Origin of the sequence: Mycolicibacterium sp. lyk4-40-TYG-92, assembly GCF_030209435.1 — a bacterium.
In the GTDB taxonomy this organism is placed as follows: Bacteria; Actinomycetota; Actinomycetes; order Mycobacteriales; family Mycobacteriaceae; genus Mycobacterium.
On sequence record NZ_JARVRX010000001.1, the window covers coordinates 141235 to 161645 of the forward strand.

19 protein-coding genes are annotated in these 20411 nt (G+C 68.6%); 8 read left to right on the forward strand and 11 right to left on the reverse strand.

All coding sequences use genetic code 11. The features are described 5' to 3' along the window. Window positions 1–37: 37 nt before the first annotated feature. Complete coding sequence (locus QRN63_RS00695) at window positions 38–628, reverse strand: copper chaperone PCu(A)C domain-containing protein (RefSeq protein ID WP_285028834.1); 591 nt, start codon at window positions 626–628, stop codon at window positions 38–40. Window positions 629–987: 359 nt separating this feature from the next. On the opposite strand from QRN63_RS00695, the gene carD reads away from it, so the two are divergent. From carD to rlmB, 4 genes are read left to right on the forward strand one after another with little or no spacing between them, the layout of a single operon-like run. Then, window positions 988–1476 (forward strand): RNA polymerase-binding transcription factor CarD, encoded by a 489-nt coding sequence (gene carD / locus QRN63_RS00700; protein ID WP_043400059.1) that lies wholly within the window; start codon window positions 988–990, stop codon window positions 1474–1476. Between the two features lie 20 nt (window positions 1477–1496). Next, a complete protein-coding gene (gene ispF / locus QRN63_RS00705; RefSeq protein ID WP_285028836.1) occupies window positions 1497–1970 on the forward strand; it encodes a 2-C-methyl-D-erythritol 2,4-cyclodiphosphate synthase in 474 nt (157 codons plus the stop codon). Then, window positions 1966–3399 carry a cysteine--tRNA ligase gene (gene cysS / locus QRN63_RS00710; protein WP_285029660.1) on the forward strand — a complete coding sequence of 478 codons (1434 nt, stop codon included), beginning with the start codon at window positions 1966–1968 and terminating at the stop codon, window positions 3397–3399. Before ispF ends, cysS begins: the two co-directional genes overlap by 5 nt. Window positions 3400–3401: 2 nt before the next feature. Next, window positions 3402–4340, forward strand: a complete 939-nt coding sequence (rlmB, locus tag QRN63_RS00715; RefSeq protein WP_267320265.1) for a 23S rRNA (guanosine(2251)-2'-O)-methyltransferase RlmB — start codon at window positions 3402–3404, stop codon at window positions 4338–4340. Here the strand turns inward: rlmB and QRN63_RS00720 are convergent, their stop codons facing one another. From QRN63_RS00720 to QRN63_RS00735, 3 genes are all read right to left on the reverse strand, one after another. Next, the gene (locus tag QRN63_RS00720) at window positions 4341–5897 is read right to left on the reverse strand and encodes a purple acid phosphatase family protein (protein WP_285029661.1); all 1557 of its coding nucleotides are present in this window, start codon (window positions 5895–5897) and stop codon (window positions 4341–4343) included. Window positions 5898–5983: 86 nt separating this feature from the next. Next, entirely contained in the window at window positions 5984–7276 is a 1293-nt protein-coding gene (locus QRN63_RS00725; protein ID WP_502888077.1) for an SLC13 family permease, read from the reverse strand. Between the two features lie 757 nt (window positions 7277–8033). Beyond that, entirely contained in the window at window positions 8034–8792 is a 759-nt protein-coding gene (locus tag QRN63_RS00735; RefSeq protein WP_267320263.1) for a LamB/YcsF family protein, read from the reverse strand. Between the two features lie 24 nt (window positions 8793–8816). Between QRN63_RS00735 and QRN63_RS00740 the strand changes: the two genes are divergently transcribed. Next, window positions 8817–9617 carry a sulfurtransferase gene (locus tag QRN63_RS00740; RefSeq protein ID WP_267320262.1) on the forward strand — a complete coding sequence of 267 codons (801 nt, stop codon included), beginning with the start codon at window positions 8817–8819 and terminating at the stop codon, window positions 9615–9617. A gap of 19 nt (window positions 9618–9636) precedes the next feature. Here QRN63_RS00740 and QRN63_RS00745 read toward each other — a convergent pair whose 3' ends face one another. From QRN63_RS00745 to QRN63_RS00755, 3 genes are read right to left on the reverse strand one after another with little or no spacing between them, the layout of a single operon-like run. Further along, on the reverse strand, window positions 9637–10479 hold the full coding sequence (locus QRN63_RS00745; RefSeq protein ID WP_285028838.1) for a metal ABC transporter permease: 843 nt from the start codon (window positions 10477–10479) through the stop codon (window positions 9637–9639). Further along, window positions 10460–11257 (reverse strand): metal ABC transporter ATP-binding protein, encoded by a 798-nt coding sequence (locus QRN63_RS00750; protein ID WP_267320260.1) that lies wholly within the window; start codon window positions 11255–11257, stop codon window positions 10460–10462. The genes QRN63_RS00745 and QRN63_RS00750 overlap by 20 nt, the downstream gene beginning before the upstream one ends. Window positions 11258–11266: 9 nt before the next feature. After that, window positions 11267–12175, reverse strand: coding sequence for a metal ABC transporter solute-binding protein, Zn/Mn family (locus QRN63_RS00755; RefSeq protein ID WP_285028839.1), 909 nt, complete (start codon window positions 12173–12175; stop codon window positions 11267–11269). Between the two features lie 97 nt (window positions 12176–12272). On the opposite strand from QRN63_RS00755, the gene QRN63_RS00760 reads away from it, so the two are divergent. Next, window positions 12273–13373, forward strand: a complete 1101-nt coding sequence (locus QRN63_RS00760; protein ID WP_267320258.1) for an Rv3575c family transcriptional regulator — start codon at window positions 12273–12275, stop codon at window positions 13371–13373. Here QRN63_RS00760 and otsB read toward each other — a convergent pair. Beyond that, the gene (otsB, locus tag QRN63_RS00765; protein WP_267320257.1) at window positions 13370–14113 is read right to left on the reverse strand and encodes a trehalose-phosphatase; all 744 of its coding nucleotides are present in this window, start codon (window positions 14111–14113) and stop codon (window positions 13370–13372) included. The two genes, QRN63_RS00760 and otsB, sit on opposite strands and share 4 nt — an antisense overlap. 3 nt (window positions 14114–14116) lie before the next feature. Further along, window positions 14117–14782: a cholesterol catabolism transcriptional regulator KstR gene (gene kstR, locus QRN63_RS00770; protein ID WP_138250860.1), complete on the reverse strand. Its 666-nt coding sequence runs from the start codon at window positions 14780–14782 to the stop codon at window positions 14117–14119. A 195-nt stretch (window positions 14783–14977) separates the two neighbouring features. Between kstR and QRN63_RS00775 the strand changes: the two genes are divergently transcribed. Continuing rightward, window positions 14978–17098, forward strand: coding sequence for an acyl-CoA dehydrogenase family protein (locus QRN63_RS00775; RefSeq protein WP_285028840.1), 2121 nt, complete (start codon window positions 14978–14980; stop codon window positions 17096–17098). On the opposite strand, the gene QRN63_RS00780 is transcribed toward QRN63_RS00775, so the two are convergent. Next, entirely contained in the window at window positions 17095–18018 is a 924-nt protein-coding gene (locus QRN63_RS00780; RefSeq protein WP_350224425.1) for a helix-turn-helix transcriptional regulator, read from the reverse strand. The genes QRN63_RS00775 and QRN63_RS00780 overlap by 4 nt on opposite strands. 141 nt (window positions 18019–18159) lie before the next feature. Here QRN63_RS00780 and QRN63_RS00785 point away from each other — a divergent pair, with 141 nt between their 5' ends. Continuing rightward, window positions 18160–19491 (forward strand): hypothetical protein, encoded by a 1332-nt coding sequence (locus QRN63_RS00785; RefSeq protein ID WP_285028842.1) that lies wholly within the window; start codon window positions 18160–18162, stop codon window positions 19489–19491. Between the two features lie 55 nt (window positions 19492–19546). On the opposite strand, the gene QRN63_RS00790 is transcribed toward QRN63_RS00785, so the two are convergent. Next, window positions 19547–20401, reverse strand: coding sequence for a LysR family transcriptional regulator (locus tag QRN63_RS00790; RefSeq protein WP_285028843.1), 855 nt, complete (start codon window positions 20399–20401; stop codon window positions 19547–19549). Between the last annotated feature and the right edge of the window lie 10 nt (window positions 20402–20411).

Consider the following 20411-nt stretch of genomic DNA (forward strand, 5'->3'; position numbering starts at 1 on the left):
AGGCACCGACAGAATCCGGTAGGCGCCGCGGAAGGGCTTAGTGATGTCCCTCGCCGCCGCCGGTAGGTGCCGGAGCGGCTTCGCCGGCCTCGCGGCGCGGGGCATCGCCGGCGGAGATCGGGACGGAGATGGTCTTCTCGCCGGCGTTCTGGAACTTGAACGTGAAGTTGTAGTTCAGGCCGTTGCTGATGGGCTTGGTCAGCGCGACCATCGCGATGGAGGTCGTGGCGTCCTCGGACCGCGGCAGGGTCTGCTTCTGGCCGTCCGGGGTGCCGACCAGCAGCACGCCGCCCGCGGGCACCGTGGTGCCGCCGTTGACCAGCACCTCGCCGGCGTCGGAGCTGATGCCGACCAGCTTGTCGGCGTTGTCGGGCGACTTGTTGGTCGCGACGAACAGCAGCTCGACCATGGTGCCGGGCTTGACGAAGTCGCGGGTCTGCGGGGCGCGCAGGTACACGTTGCGCAGGTCCACTCCGGCCTTCTCGTTGCCGATGGTGGTGGCGGTGCCGTTGACCGCAGGCAGCTGGTTCGCGCTCTGCGAGACCTGGCCGCTGCTGCAGCCGGTGAGCGTCACCGCGGTGGCCAGCCCGAAGGCGGCCAGCGTGACGGCAGAAGTGCGCGATTTCATGCGGTTCACTCAAGCCTCCTGCTTGGGCGCCAGCGGCGATGCGCGTGACGGCCTCGGGTATGTCCTGCTGTGCTCCCCGGACGGGTCCGGCGTTCGACTATGCAGAGTAGTAGGTGGCGGTGGACGACGGTAGCGGAGGCCCGCTATCGGCCTGGTTCGAGTGTCTTTCCGGCCGCGAATGACCGCTGAATGGAACGTGAATACGGGGGAATTCGGCCGGATTGTGGCCCCCGCCACTGCACGTAAACGCCGCCCTGTCAACCCCTTTCGCGCATCTGTATGGCCCCTGACCTGCATTGTTGATCCGCAGGTGTCTGACGCCCGTGCTAACATTGCTATGTGAAAGGGGCCCGAATCTGATGATTTTCAAGGTCGGAGACACCGTCGTTTATCCACACCACGGTGCAGCATTGATCGAGGCGATTGAAACCCGGACCATCAAAGGCGAGCAGAAGGAATATCTCGTCCTCAAGGTTGCGCAGGGCGATCTGACCGTTCGAGTACCCGCAGAAAACGCTGAATACGTCGGTGTTCGCGACGTGGTGGGCCAGGAAGGCCTCGACAAGGTGTTCCAGGTGCTGCGTGCCCCGCACACCGAGGAGCCGACCAACTGGTCCCGTCGTTACAAGGCGAACCTGGAGAAGCTGGCCTCCGGTGATGTGAACAAGGTCGCCGAGGTCGTCCGTGACCTGTGGCGTCGCGACCAGGAGCGCGGTCTGTCCGCCGGCGAGAAGCGCATGCTGGCCAAGGCTCGTCAAATCCTGGTCGGTGAGCTGGCTCTCGCCGAGAACACCGATGACGCGAAGGCTTCCACCATCTTGGACGAGGTTCTCGCCGCGGCGTCCTGAACGCCGTCTCTACTCCAGCAGTGAACTTTCGTATCGGTCTCGGTACCGACGTACATCCCATCGAGGCGGGGCGGCCGTGTTGGCTGCTGTGCCTGTCGTTCGACGATGCTGACGGCTGTGCCGGGCATTCCGACGGCGACGTCGCCGCGCACGCACTCTGTGATGCCTTGCTGAGTGCTGCCGGCCTGGGTGACCTGGGCAGTGTCTTTGGGACCGACCGTCCCGAATGGCGCGGCGTCACCGGTACCGACATGCTCAAGCATGTCTCTACTCTGCTGACGGGTGCCGGTTTTCGGGTGGGCAATGCGGCGGTCCAGGTGATCGGCAACCGCCCGAAAATCGCGCCCCGCAGGGCAGAGGCCCAGCAGGTGCTGTCGGCGCTTCTGGACGCTCCTGTCTCGGTTTCGGCGACCACCACCGACGGGCTCGGGCTCACCGGGCGGGGCGAGGGTCTGGCGGCGATTGCGACGGCGCTGGTGGTCTCGCTCGATTAGGCCGGTAAGCTGGCCCGTCGTGACCGAAAACCGTCTCGAGGGCCTACGGCTCTACGACACCATGACCGGTGCCGTGCGGGACTTCACCCCGGTGCGGCCCGGGCACGCATCCATCTACCTGTGTGGCGCAACTGTGCAGGGCCTGCCGCACATCGGCCATGTGCGCAGCGGCGTCGCGTTCGACGTGCTGCGACGCTGGCTGACGGCCAAGGGCTACGACGTCGCGTTCATCCGGAACGTCACCGACATCGACGACAAAATTCTCAACAAGGCCGCCGAAGCCGGCCGGCCGTGGTGGGAGTGGGCCGCCACCTTCGAGCGGGCCTTCACGGCCGCCTACGACGCGCTGGGCGTGCTGCCGCCGTCGGCCGAGCCGCGGGCGACCGGACACATCACGCAGATGGTCGAGGTCATCGAGAAGTTGATCGAGCGCGGGCATGCCTATGCGGCCGGTGGCGACGTCTACTTCGACGTCCTGAGCCTGCCCGACTACGGCAGGCTGTCGGGCCACCGCATCGACGACGTGCACCAGGGCGAGGGCGTGGCGACCGGAAAGCGGGACCCGCGGGACTTCACCCTGTGGAAGGGCGCCAAGCCCGGTGAGCCGTCGTGGCCGACGCCGTGGGGCCGGGGCCGCCCCGGCTGGCACACCGAGTGCGTCGCGATGTGCCAGGAGTACCTGGGCTCCGTATTCGACATCCATGCCGGCGGTATGGACCTGATCTTCCCGCACCACGAGAACGAGACCGCCCAGGCCAACGCCTGCGGCGATGAGTTCGCACGGTTCTGGCTGCACAACGGCTGGGTCACCATGGGCGGCGAGAAGATGAGCAAGTCCCTGGGGAACGTGCTGGCGATTCCCGCTGTGCTGCAACGGGTTCGGGCCGCCGAGCTGCGTTACTACCTGGGCAGTGCGCACTACCGGTCCATGCTGGAGTTCTCCGAGAACTCACTGCAGGACGCAGCCAAGGCCTACACCGGCATCGAGGAATTCCTGCACCGGGTCCGCACCCGGGTGGGCGCCGTCGAGGTCGGCACCTGGACCGAGAAGTTCGCCGCCGCACTGGATGACGACCTGGCGGTACCCGCGGCACTCGCCGAGGTGCACGCCGCCCGCGCCGACGGCAACCGCGCACTGGACGCCGGCGACCACACCGGCGCGATGGCCGCGGCGACGTCGATCCGGGCCATGATGGGCATCCTGGGTTGCGACCCCCTCGACGAGCGCTGGGAAACCCGCGATGAGACGTCGGCAGCACTGAATGCTGTTGACGCCCTTGTGCAGTGGGCGCTCAAGAGCCGCGCCGAGGCCCGGGAGAACCGGGACTGGGCCGCCGCCGACGCGATCCGCGACCAGCTGAAGCTGGCCGGCATCGAGGTCACCGATACCGCTGACGGCCCGCAGTGGGCCCTGACTGATGGGGCCTGACGATGGCCGGAAATTCCCAGCGCCGCGGCGCAATTCGTAAAGAGGGCACCAAGAAGGGGCCGCAGGTCGGTTCCGGCGGCCAGCGTCGCCGTGGGTTGGAGGGCAAGGGCGCGACCCCGCGTGCCGACCAGCGCCCGAACCACAAGGCGTACAAGATCGCGCAGAAGACTGCCCGATCGAACCAGGGGCGGCACAAGAAGACCGATGACGTCGAGGTCGTGGTCGGTCGCAACCCTGTCGTGGAATGCCTGCGTGCCGGCGTCCCGGCCACTGCGCTGTACGTCGTGCTGGGCACCGAGGCCGACGAGCGGCTCACCGAATCGGTGACGCGTGCGGCCGATGCCGGTATCGCCATCATGGAGGTGCAGCGCCACGATCTGGACCGCATCACCAGCAACGGCATGCACCAGGGCATTGCGTTGCAGGTGCCGCCCTACCAGTACGCACACCCGGACGACATGCTCAAGTCGGCGACCTCAGATGCCACCCCGGCGCTGTTGGTGGCCCTGGACAACATCTCGGACCCGCGCAATCTCGGCGCCATCGTGCGCTCGGTCGCGGCGTTCGGCGGGCACGGCGTTGTGATCCCGCAGCGGCGTTCGGCGTCGGTCAGTGCGGTGGCCTGGCGCACCAGCGCCGGTGCCGCGGCCAGACTGCCGGTGGCCCGTGCGACGAATCTCAATCGGACCCTGAAGGATTGGGCCGACAAGGGCCTGACGGTCGTCGGGCTCGACGCCGGCGGCGACACCACCCTGGACGAGCTGGACGCATCGGGCCCGATGGTGGTCGTGGTGGGTTCCGAGGGCAAGGGCCTGTCGCGACTGGTGCGGGAGAACTGCGACCACATCGTCTCGATCCCGATGGCCGGACCCACCGAGTCGCTCAACGCGTCGGTGGCCGCCGGTGTGGTGCTGGCCGAGATCGCCCGGCAGCGGCGCTGATCAGCCGTCTGTGCGGGGCCGCGTCAGGGTGAATCTGTCGACCGCCCGCACCTCGCCGAACGGACCGCTCACCGCGTAGTAGGTGGCGTCGATCGAGGTGTTGCCGCCGGGCCGGCCGGGGTCGACGTCGAAAGCGACGAAACCGCAGGGGTTGTCCCGATCCCGGAAGACGGACCAGGGCGCGGCTTCCTCGATGTAGTTCGGCGTCTTCCTTCCGGTGCCGGGATTCACCTCGCCCACGGACATGAGGACGCGGCAGCGCGGCTCGGGGAACAGCATCGTGTTCGACGGAATCGACGTGCCGCCCCCGCCGATGACGAGGTGCACGGTGCCCTTGCTGGTATCGATCGAACCGGATTGGGCGTCAACCGGATTCGGCGTCAGGGTGTCGGTCGGTAAGGTGCCGTGGATCGCATGGCTGCGTTCGTAGTGGTGCTCGTGCCCGCAGACCACGAGGTCGACGTTGAACCGGTCGAACAGGGGCAGCCAGTTCTCGCGGATGCCGAGGTCGGCGCCGTTGGTCTTGTTGCCTGTGGAGACCGCCGTCTGGTGCATGCACACCACGACCCAGTCGATGTCCTTATTGCTGCGGGTGCGTTCGAGTTCTTGTTCGAGCCAACGTTTTTGGGCTCCGCCGGAATAGCCGCGCACGTACGAGTTGCCGCCGTCCTGGTAGCAGATGTCGTCGTTGGCGAGGATGATCACGCGCACCGAGCCGGCGGTGAAGGCGTACCACAGGCCGCGGAGCTCGGGGTCGGATCCGGAGTCCGGCAGCCCGAAGTAGGCCTGGTAGGCGCCGTAGCCGATCGGGCCGTTGCCGCGCTCGTTCTCGTGGTTTCCCGGCGCCGGCATCCACGGTCGGTGCCGCGCGGAGCGGGTGTTGTTCTCGAACCATTCCGACCACGTGCGCACCCGGTCGTGAGCGAGGTTGGCGTAGCAGAGGTCGCCGTTGACCAGGTGGAACAGTGGGGCCAACCGCTCGACGGCGGTGGTGATGTCACCGGCGGCCGGGGAGCCGACGTGGTCGTTGCCGAAGGATGCCGCCACCTTGGCGTCGAGCATGGGGGTCGACTGGTCGCCGAAGCTGGTGAACCGGATGGGTGCCCGGCCCCGAGGTGCGGTGCGCACCGAGCCCAGCTCGGGATCGGTGCCGTCATGGACGGCGGCGTAGACGTAGTCGGTATCGGGCGCGAGGCCCGTCAGCCGGGCATGGTGGACACGAATCTCGCTGTGTGACTGCGCATCCCGGTAGGTCACCGTCTCGGCTGCGACGGCGTTGCCGACACCGTCGTCCGGGGTACCCACCATCACGCGGGGGTTCTCGACCGCGACGGCGGTGTGCCAGGACACCACGACCTCGGTCGCCGCGTCAGAACCGAACTGGGTGTGCAGTCCGGTGACCGGTGGTGCGCCGCTGCGGTCGGCACGCTGCCAGAGCATCGGGCCGGTGCGCCTGGTCGCGACGTATCCGGTGGCGCCCGCTCCGAGTCCCGCGCCGACGAGAGCCGCCGTGCCTCCCACGATCAGCGTTCTGCGGCTCACGTCCACGACAGCCATCTTGCCCGCGATGCGGACGATCGGCCCGGCGGCAACGCCGGCCGCCGACGAATCGACGTGCGCTGTTCTCGCTGCGGTAACCGCGCTCAGCGCAGTCCCAGCATCGAACAGCTCAACCATAATCCGGTCACGGCCAGAACCAGGGTGACCGGCACCGTCACCAGTCCGACGGTCGTGAACTCGCGGGCCCGCGCGGGCATCTCGTCGCGGACCACATTGCGCCACAAGAGGTTCGACAGTGATCCGGGGTAGGTCAGGTTGGGGCCGATGTTCACCCCGATGAGGACCGCCAGCACCGCGACCGGCCCACCGGCCGCGACCAGTGGCAGCAGCACCAGCACGGCGGGCAGATTGTTGATCAGATTCGAGAGCACGGCCGCCACGGCGGCGATGCCGAGCAGCGCCGGCAGGGTGCTGCCGTGCGGCAACAGCTGCGAGACGACCCGGCCGAGCCCGAGATCCAGTACCGCGCTCACCAGCACGCCCAGCGCCAGCACCGCGACGAGGAACGGCACGTTGGCCGCCCGCACGATGCCGAGCGGCGTCTCGTGGCCGCGCACGACGGCCCGTACCGCGAGCACCGCAGCACCGGCGAACGCGGCCCACGCCGGCTCCAGGCCGAGCAGCGACGTGGCGCCGAAGCCGATCAACGTCAGGACCAGTACGGCAAGGACGAAATACGGGACCTCCGGTGCGGGCGGAGCCGGCCCGTCCACGGCGCCGACCCGCAGTTCACGCCGGAAGAACCACCGCAGCAACACATATTCGGCGGCGACCGCGAGCAGCCAGGGCAGGGACATCGCGGCGGTGAATCTGGTGAAGCTCAGGCCGGCGGTCGTAAACGCCAGCAGATTGGTCAGATTCGACACGGGCAGCAGCAGCGACGCGGTGTTGGCCAGGTGGGCAGCGGCATAGCCGTGTGGCCGCGCCGGTACGTCCAGTGTTCGTGCGGTCGACAGCACGACAGGCGTCAGCAGCACGACGGTGGCATCGAGGCTCAGCACGGCGGTGGTCGCGGCCGCGATGAGGAAGACGGTGACCAGCAGCCGGCGGGCCCTGGCCTGTCCGGATTGCCCTGCGCCCCAACTGTGCCGGGCCATGTAGACGCCGGCCGCGTGGAACAGCCCTTCGTCGTCGCAGAGTTTGGCCAGTACCAGGACGGCGGCCAGAAACCCGACGACCGGCAGCAAGCGGCCGATCTCGTGCAGCGCGGTGTTCACAGCCAGGGATCGGCGGGTTGCCAGAGCGTCGGCAGATGCAGCGGGACGCCATCGTCGGCGGCCAGCCGGCTCAGCACCCGCATCGAGACGTCGAGGTCGTCGCCGGCGTAGGGCAGGGCGCGCAGCGGCTCGTGCAGGGGCCGGAAGAAGTCGTCCCAGTGCGTCAGCACCACCCGGCGCGCACCGACGGTCCGGACCGTCTCGTTCCAGTAGTCGACGAGGTACTTCTCGGGCTGCAGGCCGAGCTGCCCGATCCCGAGGTACACGACCTCGGCGCGTTGCCCGGCGAGGGCGCCCGGTACGAAGCCGGCACTGCCGACGGCGAGCAGGCTCCGGCCGCTGCTGCGGTGGTGGATGTGCGTGGACCACGCCTCGCCGCACTTGTAGGCCGACGCCCGCACCGGCGGCACCACGGGTGCGGTGATGGTGCCGGGGAAACGGTCGGGTGGGCAGTGGTGGCCGGTGAACAGCGTGACGTCGAAGGCGCCCAACGTGATCGGCTCGCCCGGGGTGGCCACCGTGAGCTGCGAGTCGGGCAGTCCGCCGCCCCGGCCGATGTGAGCGGCCGATGCTCCGCCCACCAGCTGTGCGCCGGTCCGCGCGGCGACGGATGCGGAGTCCATGGCGTGGTCGAAGTGCGTGTGGACCGGCAGCACCGCATCGAGCCGGTCGATGCCGAGCCGGTGCAGGCAGCCATCAATGCGAGCTAGCGCCGGGGTCAATCGGCCCAATCCGACCGCCAAGAGACTCGGCCGGGAGAAGAAGCCGTCGGTCAACAGTGCCGACGAACCGTCGGACACCAGCATGGTGGTGACGCCGGCCCACGTGACGGTCAGCGGAGCGCCGGGGCTGGCCGCGGGCTGATCGAAGTAGCGGGTGTAGGCGGCCAGGTCGGGCCGGCCGAGTTTGAGTCGCATCAGCAGAAGGCCTCGATCTGTACGTTGTCGGTGGTCAGCCGGTCGCGGACCGCCCGGGCGATGTCGACGGCACCTGGCGAATCGCCATGTACGCAAATTGATTTCACGGTGATCTTGATGGTGGAACCGTCGACGGCGCCGACGCGGCCCGCGGTCACCATGGAGGCCACCCGGTCGGCGATGGTCGACACGTTGTGCAGCACCGCATTGCGTTGTGTACGCGGCACCAGTTGTCCGTCCGGGCGATACGAGCGGTCGGCGAAGGCCTCGGGCACGGTGCGCAATCCCAGTTCGTCTGCGGCGGCGAAGAACGCCGAACCGGCCAGTCCCAATACGGGCAGTGCGGGGTCCACGGCGTGGACGGCCGCTGCCACCGCGCGCGCCTGCACGTGATCGGTGACGATCGTGTTGTACAGGGCGCCATGGGGTTTGACGTAGCTGACGGTCGATCCGGCGACGTGCGCCAGGGCCTGCAACGCGCCGATCTGGTAGATCACGTCGGCGGTCAGGTCGTCCGAGCCGACATCGATGTAGCGGCGGCCGAAGCCCGCCAGGTCGCGATAGCCCACCTGCGCGCCGATCCGGACGCCGCGTTCGGCGGCGGCCCGGCAGACCCGCAGCAGCCCGGCCGGGTCGCCGGCGTGGAAGCCGCAGGCGATGTTGGCACTGGTGACCAGATCGAGCATCGCGTCGTCGTCGCCCAGGCGCCACACCCCGAAGCTCTCGCCGAGATCGGCGTTGAGGTCCACAGCAGACATGTCCGCCAGCCTAGGCTGGCGGACATGTCCACTCGTGACGACATTCTCATCACCGCCTTCGGTCTCGCCCAGCTGATCGCCGCCGGCGACGTCACGCTGCTCGATGTGCGCTGGCAGCTGGCCAAGCCCGACGGCCGCGACGACTACCTGGCCGGGCACATTCCCGACGCGGTGTACGTCTCGCTGGAGGACGAGCTCTCGGACCACACCGTGACGGGACGCGGCCGTCATCCGCTGCCGTCGGGCGCTGCGGTGCAGGAGGCCGCGCGCCGTTGGGGCGTGCGCGACGGCGTGCCCACCGTCGTGTACGACGACTGGAATCGCGCCGGGTCGGCGCGCGCCTGGTGGGTGCTGCGCGCCGCCGGGATCGAGAACGTCCGCATCCTCGACGGCGGGCTGGCCGCGTGGACGACGTCGGGTGGCCCGCTGGACCGCGGTGAGGTCCAACCGGCACCGGGTGACGCCACGGTCGCCCACCAGGACCTCTATGCGGGCGCCATGCCCACTCTGACCGCCGACGAGGCCGCGGCCCTGGGCCCGCGCCTGGGTGACGTCCGTGCGCCGGAGCGGTTCCGCGGCGACGTCGAACCCATGGACCCCGTCGCCGGGCACATTCCGGGTGCGATCAATCTGCCGAGCGTGCTCGCCGCCGACGGCACGCTGCGCGCCGACGGTGCGGACGTGGATGGCGTCTACTGCGGGTCGGGCGTCACCGCGGCAGTGGCGGTGGCCGCGCTGGCGGCCGCCGGCCGGGACGTGGCGCTGTTCCCCGGCTCGTGGTCGCAGTGGAGCAACGAGCCCGGGCGACCGGTGGGGCGAGCGTAGCGACGGGTGGGTGCTCCCGCTACCGGCGACTGAGTTTTCCGGCGCCCCAGCACAGCAGGTAGATGCCGAACGAGATCGACGTCACGAACACCGACACCGGGACGCCGGGGGCCAGCGACAGCACGATGCCGCCGACCGCGGCGATCTCGGCGAAAATCACCGACGCCACCATCGTGGTGACGGGGGAGCTGAAGACCCGGCCGGCCGCGGCGGCGGGGGTGATCAACAGCGACATCACCAGCAGTGCCCCGACGATCTGCACGCCCTGCGCGGCCGCGACGCCGACCAGTGCGGCGAACACGATGCCCAGCGCCCGCACCGGAACCCCGCGGGCGGCAGCCACTTCCGGGTCGGCGGTGGCGAACAGCAGCGGCCGGTAGCAGGCCGCCAGGATCGCGACCACCAGCACGGTCACCACCGCCAGCAGCGCCAGACCCGAATAGCCGACGCCGACGATCTGCCCGGTGAGCAACGCGAAACTGGTGCCCGTGCGGCCGGGGTAGAGATGGATGAACAGCACGGCCAGGCCGAGGCCGAAGGCCAGCACGACGCCGATGGCCGAGTCCCGCTCGCGTGAGCGTTGCCCAAGGATGCCGAAAAGGATTGCCGCCAGGGCACTCCCGACGAGGGCACCGAGACCGACGTTGAGCCCGGTCAGCAGGGCGAAGGCGGCGCCGGTGAGGGAGAGTTCGCTGGAGCCGTGCACCGCGAACGACATCTGCCGCATGACGATGAACGGTCCGATCAGACCACCGAGCAGCGCCAGCAGCGCCGCCGCGAGCACGGCCTGTTGGACGAAGTCGCGGCCGAGCAGGTCTGCGGTCAGCGCCGTGTCGAAGAAGTTATTCACAACAGTGCCCACTCGCATGCTCGGAGTTGTCCACGCCGGCACCGTCCTGGCCGACGACGACGTACTGGCCGCCGATCCGGGCGACCTCGATGTCGGCGCGGTACAGCGCCGACAGCGTCTCGGACGTCATGACCTCCTCGACGGTGCCGATCCGGAAGCGGCCCTCCACCAGGTACAGCACGCGGTCGACGTACGGCAGCACGGGGTTGACCTCGTGGGTGACGAACAGGACCGCGGTACCGGCGTCCTTGCGGCGCTGGTCGATGAGGCTCGACACAAGTTTCGCGTTGGCCGGGTCGAGGTTGAGCAGCGGTTCGTCGCACAGCAGCAGCGCCGGGTCGGATGCCAGGGCCTGTGCGATGCGGACGCGCTGCAGTTCACCGCCGGACATCACCGACACCGGGACGTCGGCGAGGCGGGTGCCGTCGACCTGGCCGAGCGCCCTGGTGACCACGGCGCGCCGCTGCGCCCGCTTCCGCGGACCGGCGAAACCCCACTGGTGCCCGTCGCAGCCGAGGCCGACGAGATCGCGGCCGCGCAACGTCAGCCCGGTGTCCAGTGAGCGGTGCTGCGGCACATAGCCGATGGCGCCGGTGGTGGTCATCCGGCCGGCGGTCAGCGGCTGTTGGCGCAGCAGCACTTTGAGCAGCGACGTCTTGCCGGTGCCGTTCGGGCCGAGCACCGCGATGAATTCACCGCGGCGCACCGTCAGATCCAGCCGGTCCCACAGCACGCGGTCGCCGAACGACAGTCGTGCGCCGGTGAGTTCGGCGACCGCAGCAGAAGTCACGGTTACTGATTATCGACCTGGCGCCGCGGCGCTATCGAGCTGGTGTGCCAGTGCCTCCGCGGTCTGCCGCTGCCAGGTCAGGAAGTCCTGTCCGTCGGGCAGCGTCTCGGTGACCTCGACGATGGGCAGCGCGGCCTTGGTGGCCGCATCCTGCAGCTGCTTGGTCACGGCGGTCTCGGTCTGCTTGTTCACCACCAGGGCTTCCACCTTGTGGCCGTTGATCAGGTCGAGCATCGCAGCCACGTCGGCGGGGGCGGGGTCGTGGCCTTCCTCGGCGGCGGCGGCGAACCCGTGCGGGGTGCTGTCGGTGACACCTGCGGCGGCCAGCAGGTAGTGCGCGACGGGCTCGGTGGCGACCACGGCGGCGCCGGGATGCTTCTGGCTGATGGTGTGTTCGGTAGCGGCGATGGCGTCGGTCTGCTTGCCGAATTCCGCGGCGTTGGCACGGTAGGCATCGGCGTGCGCGGGATCGGTGCCGGCCAGGTCGTCGGCGATCTTCGCGGCGACGGCCTTGGCCACGGCCATGTTGTAGAACACGTGCTCGTTCGCCTCGCCGGGTGCGCTGTGCGGCAGCTGCGAGTAGGCGTCCACGGTGGTGACGTTCTTGTGGTTCTTCAACACGTCGTCGGCCCAGTGGTCGTAACCGCCGCCGTTGATGACGACCAGGTTGGCGTCGGCGATGGCGGCGGCGTCGGAGGGAGTGGCCTCGTAGGAGTGCGGGTCGGCGGCGGCGTTGGTGAGGATGGATTTGACGTTGGCGTGCCCACCGGCGACCGCGGTGGCGACGCTGCCCCAGACGTTGGTGGTGGCGACGACCTTGGCGGCGCCGTTGGCGTGGCCGGAGTCGCCTTGTGACCCGCAAGCGGCGACGGTCAACGCGGTGAGGGCGGACAGTGCGATGAGCCTGGTCCGGGTCATGTGTGCTCCTGCGGGTTAGTGTTAATGAAAACCGTTTGCAATAAATCTAGTGCACCGTTGCCGTGCCGCGCGAATCGGATGCGCTAGCGTCACAAATATGCCGAGGAGTCCCAACCCGAGGCGTCGGGCCACGCTGGCCTCGCTCGCTGCCGAGTTGAAGGTCTCGCGCACCACGATCTCGAACGCCTACAACCGGCCGGACCAGCTCTCGCCGGAGTTGCGGGAGCGCGTGCTCGCCGCGGCCAAGGAGATGGGCTACCCGGGGCCTGACCCGGTGGCGCGGTCCTTGCGCACCCGAAAGGCCGGCGCCGTCGGGCTGATCATCACCGAGCCCCTAAACTACTCATTCCGCGATCCGGCGGCGCTGGATTTCGTTGCCGGACTTGCCGAATCGTGCGAAGACGCCGGGCAGGGCCTGCTGCTGGTGGCGGCCGGGCCGAACCGGTCGGTCGAGGACGGCACCGCGGCCGTGCTGTCCGCCGGGGTCGACGGGTTCGCGGTGTACGCGGCCTCCGACGACGACCCGTACCTGCCCGTCGTGCAGCAGCGGGGCGTCCCGATCGTCGTCGTCGACCAGCCGAAGGACCTTCAGGGTGCCTCCCGGGTCTGCATCGACGATCGCGCAGCCATGCGCGGTATCGCGGAATATGTTGTCGGCCTTGGACATCGGGAGATCGGTCTGCTGACCATGCGGCTCGGCCGGGACTGGCCGCACGGCGAGGCGCAGTCTGCCGTTGTGGATCCGGAACGGCTCACCTCACAGCATTTTCACGTGCAGTGCGAACGCATTCTCGGAGTGCGCGACGCGATGTCCGATGCCGGCCTGAACCCCGATGGTCTGACTGTGGTGGAGACCTTCGAGCACCTACCGAGTTCCGGTGGGGCGGCGGCCGCGGTTGCGCTGCAAGCCAATCCGCGCATCACGGCGCTGATGTGCACCGCCGACGTGCTGGCGCTCTCGGCCATGGACCATCTCCGGTCGCGGGGCATCTACGTGCCCGGCCAGATGACCGTCACCGGATTCGACGGTGTCCCCGAGGCACTGGCGCGCGGGCTGACGACCGTCGCGCAGCCGAGCCTGGAGAAGGGCCGACGGGCCGGATACCTGTTGAACAATCCGCCGCGGTCCGGGATCCCGGTGGTCGAGGTGCTCGACACCGAACTGGTCCGCGGCCGCACCTCGGGCCCACCCGCCTAGCCCGCGCGGCGCGCCGCGAGGTACGCCAGCGCCTCGGCGACGTCTTCGGGGGAGTCGACCCGGTACTGCGCGGCGGACGGCCCCGGACCGACCTTCACGCCCACGTCACCGTCGCGCAGTCGGGCGAACGCCTTCTCGTCGGTGACGTCGTCGCCCAGAAAAACCACGGCGGTCGCGTCATCGCGCTCCCGCAGGACGTCGATGGCCGAGCCCTTGCTGGTGGTGACCACCGCGAACTCCAGTACCGCCTTGCCCTCGGTGGGCTCGGCGGCCCACTGCGTCCCGGCCGCCCGTGCGGCGGCCAGCGCGGCCTCGCCGTCGTCGGGCGAGGCGTTGCGGACGTGCAGCGCGGCGCTGGCGGGTTTCGTCTCGACCGCGGAGCCCGGGTATCGGCTTGCGATCTCGGTGAGCGAATCCACGATCTCGCCCAGCAGCGCACTGTTGACGGTCTGCGTGAAGCCGGTGTTGAACTCCGCGCCGTGACTGCCCACCAGGTGCACCGACGGTGGCATGCCGGACAGCTCGCGCAGGACGTCGAGGGCACGTCCGGACACCAGCGCGACGAAGGTGTCGGGCAGGGCCGCCAGGTCCAGCAGGGCGGCGGAGCCGGCGGGCAAGGCCCGCGCGTCGGCAGGGTTGTTCACGATCGGCGACAGCGTGCCGTCGAAATCGGAGGTGACGAGCAGTCGGGGGGTGGCGGCGACGGTGTCGAGCGCCGCGATCAGATCAGCCGGGAGCACCGGTCAGACTTTAGGGTGCTCCCCGTCACCGATCAGCAGTCGGACCGCCAGATCGAGCCGCTTGCTGACGTCGGTGGCCGAGGCGCGACGGGTCAGCCAGGCCAGTAGGTTCGACAGCCACACGTCGGAGATGACGCGGGCGATGTGGTACTGGTCCTCGGTGGGTTCGCCGTCGCTCATGGCGCGCGCGAACATCGAGTCCATGAGCTTGCCGACGTGATCAACCTCACCGGCCGCGGACGCGTCGGCGAACACGAAAGCGCGCGTCATGGCCTCGGTCAGCAGCGGATTGCGCTGCATCGACCGGTTCAGCTTGCTGACCATGACGTTGAGGCGCTGGTACGGCGTGCCGCCCGTGAGCGACGCCCGATCGGTCTTGGCGTCGATGCGCTCGAACTCGCGGCCCAGCGCGGACACCAGCAGGTGCACCTTTGACGGGAAGTAGCGGTACAGCGTGCCGACGGCGACATCGGCGCGTTCTGCCACCGCACGCATCTGAACTGCCTCGTAGCCGCCTTTGGAGGCGATGGCCAGGGTGGCGTCCAGGATGCGCTTGCGTCGCTCGCGCTGCGCTTCGGAACCGAGCTCGGATTCGGTGAGTACGGCCATGTTCGTCACCTCCCGCGGGCGGACGGCGGAATCGGATTCGGGTGTTGCTGGCGTCGGCATTCGGCGGTCAGCTCCTTCGGGTCGCGCATTGGGTGAAAACGATACGCAAAGTGATCGGTAATTTCCCACCTCCAGGCGCCCCGGGACACCCGAGTGTCCTGCTGTAATGGCGATCGACTTGACGTCTGATTGCTGTCACCATTAGAACACGTTCTAGTGAGAAGCGTGTTCTTCTCGCCCAAACGCTAGGAGCGCATGGTGTCCATCACTTCCACAACTATCGACTCGGAGCGGGCCGAGGTCCGCGAAATGGTCCGTAGCTGGGCTGTCGCGTCGGGTTCCATCGCCGCGGTGCGCGCTGCCGAAGAGAATGGCGCCGACGCCTGGCGTGGGCCGTATGGCGGGTTGGTCGAACTAGGGACCTTCGGCGTCGCGGTGCCCGAGGACCTCGGCGGCGCCGGCGGGTCGATCGCCGATCTGTGCGTGATGGTCGACGAAGCCGCGGCCGCGCTCGTGCCCGGCCCCGTCGCCACCACCGCCCTGGCAACTCTCGTGATCACCGACGCCGCGCTGCTGGAGGCGCTGGCCTCCGGGCAGCGCACCGCGGGCCTGGCGCTGAGTTCCGATATCGCCTTCGACGGGCAGGCTGCCACCGGCACCGCCAAGTTCGTGCTGGGTGCCCTGCCCGACGGCCTGCTGATCCTGCCCGCGGGCGACGTCTGGCTGCTGGTCGACGCCACCGCGGCCGGCGTCACCGTCACACCGCTCGAGGCCACCGACTTCTCGCGCCCGCTGGCCCGGGTCGAGCTGAGCGGCGCCGCGGCGACGGTCCTCGACGCGCCGGTGGCCGACCTGGCCGTGACCGTGCTGGCCGCCGAGGCTGCGGGGCTGGCCCGCTGGCAGCTCGAGACGGCCGCCGAATATGCCAAGGTGCGTGAGCAGTTCGGCAAGCCGATCGGCAGCTTCCAGGCCGTCAAGCACATGTGCGCCGAGATGCTGCTGCGGTCGCAGCAGGTGGCGGTCGCCGCGAGCGACGCGGCCGAGGCCGCCATCGAGGCCACCGCGGCGGGTGATCCCGCCCAATTGTCCATCGCCGCCGCAGTGGCTGCTGCGGCCGCCATCGACGCCGCGAAACACAATGGGCGCGACTGCATTCAGGTGCTTGGCGGCATCGGCTTCACCTGGGAGCACGACGCCCACCTGTACCTGCGGCGTGCCTACGCCACCTCGCAGATCCTCGGCGGCCACGGCAGCTGGCTGCGCCGCGTGGCTGCGCTGACCCGCTCCGGACTGCGCCGCCAACTGCACGTCGACACCGGTGCCGCGGAGACGATCCGTCCCGAGATCGCCGCCGTGGTGGCCCAGATCGCCGCGCTGCCCGTCGAGAAGCATCAGGCCGCGCTGGCCGAGGCCGGTCTGATGGCGCCGCACTGGCCCGCGCCGTACGGCCGCTCCGCGTCGCCGGGCGAGCAGCTGGTGATCGACGACGAGCTCAGCGCCGCAGGCGTTGTGCGCCCGGACATTTCGATCGGCTGGTGGGCCGCGCCGACCATCCTCGGGCACGGCACACCCGAGCAGATCGACCGCTTCATCCCCGGCACGCTCACCGGCGACGTGTACTGGTGCCAGCTGTTCAGCGAGCCGGGCGCCGGCTCGGACCTGGCGGCCCTGCGTACCAAGGCCGTCAAGGTCGACGGCGGCTGGAAGCTGACGGGCCAGAAGGTGTGGACCTCCAACGCGCACCGCGCCAACTGGGGAATCTGCCTGGCGCGCACCAACCCTGACGCACCGAAGCACAAGGGCATCACCTACTTCGTCGTCGACATGAGCTCGCCCGGCATCGATATCCGTCCGCTGCGCGAGATCACGGGCGAGGCGCTGTTCAACGAGGTCTTCCTGGACGACCTGTTCGTGCCGGACGACTGCGTCATCGGTCCCGTTGACGGCGGCTGGGCCCTGGCCCGCACCACGCTGGCCAACGAGCGCGTCGCCATGGCCGCCGGTGGCGCGCTCGACAAGGGCATGGAGCACCTGCTCGACGTGCTCGGTGACCGCGAACTCGACGCCGCTGAAGCGGAACGCCTTGGCGCACTTATCGTTGCGGCGCAGGTGGGTTCCCTGCTGGATCAGCTGACGGCCCAGATGGCCGTCGGTGGCCACGATCCCGGCGCGCCGTCGAGCGTGCGCAAGCTGATCGGCGTGCGCTACCGCCAGACGCTGGCCGAGACCATCATGGACGCGCACGACGGTTCCGGTATCGAGGATTCGCCGGATGTCCGGTACTTCCTCAACACCCGCTGCCTGTCGATCGCCGGTGGCACGGAACAGATTCTGCTGACCGTGGCCGGTGAGCGTCTGCTGGGTCTGCCGCGCTAGCGGCCCCTGCGGAAGTCCCTCGGGGTCAGGCCGACCCGCTGCCGGAATGTGGTCGCGAAGTGGTTGGGTGTCGAAAAACCAACTGCCGCACTGATTTCGGTGATGGATAATCGGGTAGAGGACAGCAGCGTCTTGGCGCGGTCGATGCGGCGGTCGAGCAGGAACTGGTACGGCGTGGTGTGGAACGCGCCCCGGAACGCTTTGATGAACGTCGCCACGGACATCTGGGCAAGGTGCGCAAGCGATTCCAGGTTGATGTCGGTTTCGAGGCTGGTCTCCAGGAATTCGACGATCGACTCGCGCGCCGACGGGGGCAGGGTGTCACGCTCGGATTCCGTGGCCGGTGGTGTCGTGGTGTAGGTGTCCCGGATCAGCAATCGCAGTGTCTCGCCGGCGGAATCGAGCAGGAGCCGGGCGAGCGCGTCGTCGCGGCCGGCGACACTGCGAATCTTGGTCACCAGCTGCAGGATCAGTGGGTCGTGATGCTTGCGCCGCGGCACGTGCACGACCTCGCCCAGTGCGTTCTCGGGTATCGAGATCTCACAGAAGCCCGAGATGTCGCCCGTGACGACCGAGGTGCAGCGCACACCCGCCGGCACCACCCAGGTATCGCCGATGCGCGGCAGCGTGCGATCAGTCGGGCCCCAGTCCAGGTTCGTCTCCATCGATCGGAGTTCGCCGTGCCGGTGGATGTAGATGAGGTGGCGGCTCGAATCGTGACAACACCAGTCGGCGGGTTGCTCGATGCGCTCGGTGGCGAATCGCAGCGCCATACCGCGACTCTCGACGGACCGTTCGCCCACGACGACGCGTGGCTTCATGGGGCGGTCGTCATTCCATGGCTTGACGGCCATGTGGAACCTCCGGGTGTCCAGCTTGACCACGATCATGCGCCCCGGAGCCCGGGTTCGTGGCGGCATTCTCCGAACATCCTGTGAGAAATAAGCGAGTGCGTCAATAGAAATTAGAACTTGTTGCAGATTTCGAATGTTTGTTCTCGACTTGGTCGCTACCGTCTGCGCGGCCAGAAGTGCTGACACCTCAGAGCCCAAGGAGAACGTATGGCATTCGAGTTGCGCCGATATTCGACTGCGGGAATCGCCATGGCATCCGCCGGCGTCATCGCCCTCAGCCCGCTGACGATTCCGCCGCCGGACCTTCATCTACCGGCACCGACGACCGTCGCATCGACCCGGACCGTGGACCTCACCGCGTTTGTGAACCCGCTCGCGGTGTGGGGTGATGTGCTGACGACGACCGTCACTGATATCGGGAATCTGGGCCAGGCGTTCGCCGCCGATCCGTTCCCCCTCGCGAAGCAGGTGATCGCCAATCAGGTCCGCTACGCGACCCAGCTCATGACCATCGCCCAGGGCGTGGGCAATGGCGTGGTCAACTGGGCCAACACCGTTCCGGATTCCCTGCGGACCATGGCGCAACAGCTCGCTGCCGGTCAGATCTCCGACGCGGTGATGTCGGGTTGGGGAATCTTCGTGAATGGTGTTGTAGGCGTTCTGTTCCCGGTGCTGCAACTCGACATCCCGCAGCAGGTCGCGCAGAACATGGCCAATGTGGTCAAGGCGATCACCCCGGTCGTGGCGCAGTTGGGGTTCGCGGTGCTGAATACCATGTATCAGGCTACCGATGCCTTTGGCGACATCGCCCAGAACTTCTACAATGCCGCCAAGGTCGGGGATATCGTCACCGCCGCAAGCGAATTGATCAATGCGCCGGCAAATCTCACCGGAGCCGTGCTGAACGGGTGGGGCGAAGGCAGCAAGGGTATGTACGGCATCTTCGGGTCGTTCGGGGTCGTCGCCGCGGTTATGCAGGGGTTCAAGACCATCGCCGACGCCATCAAGCCGCCGGCTCCTGAGGCTCCGGTGGCGGCAACCGTGGCTGGTCCGGCGGCCGTTCCGGCGTCGGCGACCAAAGCTCTGGCCCCGTCGGCCACCGCTGCGGTGGAGACCGACGCGACAGTGAAAGAGTCGCCGACCCCGGTGAAGGTCAAAGCGCCTGCGGCCAAGGATGATCCGAAACCTGCGGCCCCGGTCGCGACCGCGGCCGAGACCCCGGAGACGCAGCCGACGAAGGTCGAGACGTCCACACCCGCTGCGGACCCGGTGTCGGCCGAACCGGCCGAGGTCGGGACCACGAAACCGGTCCAGAAGGACAGCACCAAGTCCGAGCCGGGTACCAAGGCGACGGGCGCCACCTCGTCGGATTCCGATTCGGCCGGCAAGCCGGACAAGTCGGACAAGCCCGCCGAGAAGGCGCAGGAGAATGAGAAGGCACCGAGGGCGCAGAAGGCGCCGAAGGCGCCGAAAACGCCGAAGGTGGCCAAGCAGCCGAAGAAAGCGTCATCGACGCCGCAGTCAGTCAACGCTGGTTAAGGGGGGGACGAGGTCGGCGAAATGGTTGCGGAAGCGGCCATTTCGCCGATCTCGGCTAGCGACGCATGCGGTGTGCACCGGCGACGATGGCGTCGTGCAGCGCGACCTCGGCTTCCGATGGCGTGTTCCGCCGGTGCAACAGGACGAATTCCAGGTGCCCCAGAATCGGGAGCCGGCTGTCGATGATCGGTTGAAGGCCCTGCGGCAGAACCGATTCCGAATGCGCGATGATGCCGAGGCCGGCGAGCGCCGCTGCCTGCAGGCCGAGCAGGCTGTCGCTGACGCACGCGATGCGCCAGCTGCGGTGCTCGCGTTCCAGTTCGCGTAGTGCGATGTGGCGGGTCAGGCTCGGTGGTGGGTACGTCACGATCGGCACCGGGTCGGTGATGTCGGTCAGCCCGGGACGGCCGGCCCAGACAAGGCGGTCTCGCCACAGTAGTTCGCCGTGCTGCTCGCCGGGCAGTCGTTTGGCCACCATGAGGTCCAATTCGCCTGCGGCCATTCGGGTTTTGAGATTTTCGCTGAGCCCCACCACCAGTTCCAGGTCGACGCCGGGGTAGGACCGTCTGAACTCCACCAGCACGTCGGAGAGCATCCGGCCGACCAGATCGTCGGAGGCGCCCAGCCGGATCAGACCGGTGGGTTGGGATTCGGAGAAGTACCGGTCGGCCTTGGCCTGTGCGTCCAGGATGTCGTGCGCGAAGCCCACCATTGCGGCGCCGTCGGCGGTCAGAGCCAGATTGCGGGTATCGCGCCGGAACAGCTCGCGGCCGACGGCCTGCTCCAGGCGGGCGATGTGTCCGCTGACCGTCGATTGGCGGAGCCCCAGGAGCCGTCCGGCGGCCGTGAATCCGCCGGCACGGTCGACGGCAAGGAAGGTGCGCAGCAGGTCGGGGTCCAACACATTCATCACGATATCC

What these genes read in the sequence shown, in the direction of transcription:
- QRN63_RS00695 (WP_285028834.1), bottom strand. Translation starts at nt 628, where the DNA reads ATGAAATCGCGCACTTCTGCCGTCACGCTGGCCGCCTTCGGGCTGGCC.
- QRN63_RS00740 (WP_267320262.1), top strand. Translation starts at nt 8,817, where the DNA reads ATGTCCACTCGTGACGACATTCTCATCACCGCCTTCGGTCTCGCCCAG.
- QRN63_RS00790 (WP_285028843.1), bottom strand. Translation starts at nt 20,401, where the DNA reads ATGAATGTGTTGGACCCCGACCTGCTGCGCACCTTCCTTGCCGTCGAC.
- QRN63_RS00775 (WP_285028840.1), top strand. Translation starts at nt 14,978, where the DNA reads ATGGTGTCCATCACTTCCACAACTATCGACTCGGAGCGGGCCGAGGTC.
- QRN63_RS00755 (WP_285028839.1), bottom strand. Translation starts at nt 12,175, where the DNA reads ATGACCCGGACCAGGCTCATCGCACTGTCCGCCCTCACCGCGTTGACC.
- QRN63_RS00735 (WP_267320263.1), bottom strand. Translation starts at nt 8,792, where the DNA reads ATGTCTGCTGTGGACCTCAACGCCGATCTCGGCGAGAGCTTCGGGGTG.
- QRN63_RS00785 (WP_285028842.1), top strand. Translation starts at nt 18,160, where the DNA reads ATGGCATTCGAGTTGCGCCGATATTCGACTGCGGGAATCGCCATGGCA.
- kstR (WP_138250860.1), bottom strand. Translation starts at nt 14,782, where the DNA reads ATGCCGACGCCAGCAACACCCGAATCCGATTCCGCCGTCCGCCCGCGG.
- carD (WP_043400059.1), top strand. Translation starts at nt 988, where the DNA reads ATGATTTTCAAGGTCGGAGACACCGTCGTTTATCCACACCACGGTGCA.
- rlmB (WP_267320265.1), top strand. Translation starts at nt 3,402, where the DNA reads ATGGCCGGAAATTCCCAGCGCCGCGGCGCAATTCGTAAAGAGGGCACC.
- QRN63_RS00780 (WP_350224425.1), bottom strand. Translation starts at nt 18,018, where the DNA reads ATGCCGCCACGAACCCGGGCTCCGGGGCGCATGATCGTGGTCAAGCTG.
- QRN63_RS00760 (WP_267320258.1), top strand. Translation starts at nt 12,273, where the DNA reads ATGCCGAGGAGTCCCAACCCGAGGCGTCGGGCCACGCTGGCCTCGCTC.
- QRN63_RS00720 (WP_285029661.1), bottom strand. Translation starts at nt 5,897, where the DNA reads ATGGCTGTCGTGGACGTGAGCCGCAGAACGCTGATCGTGGGAGGCACG.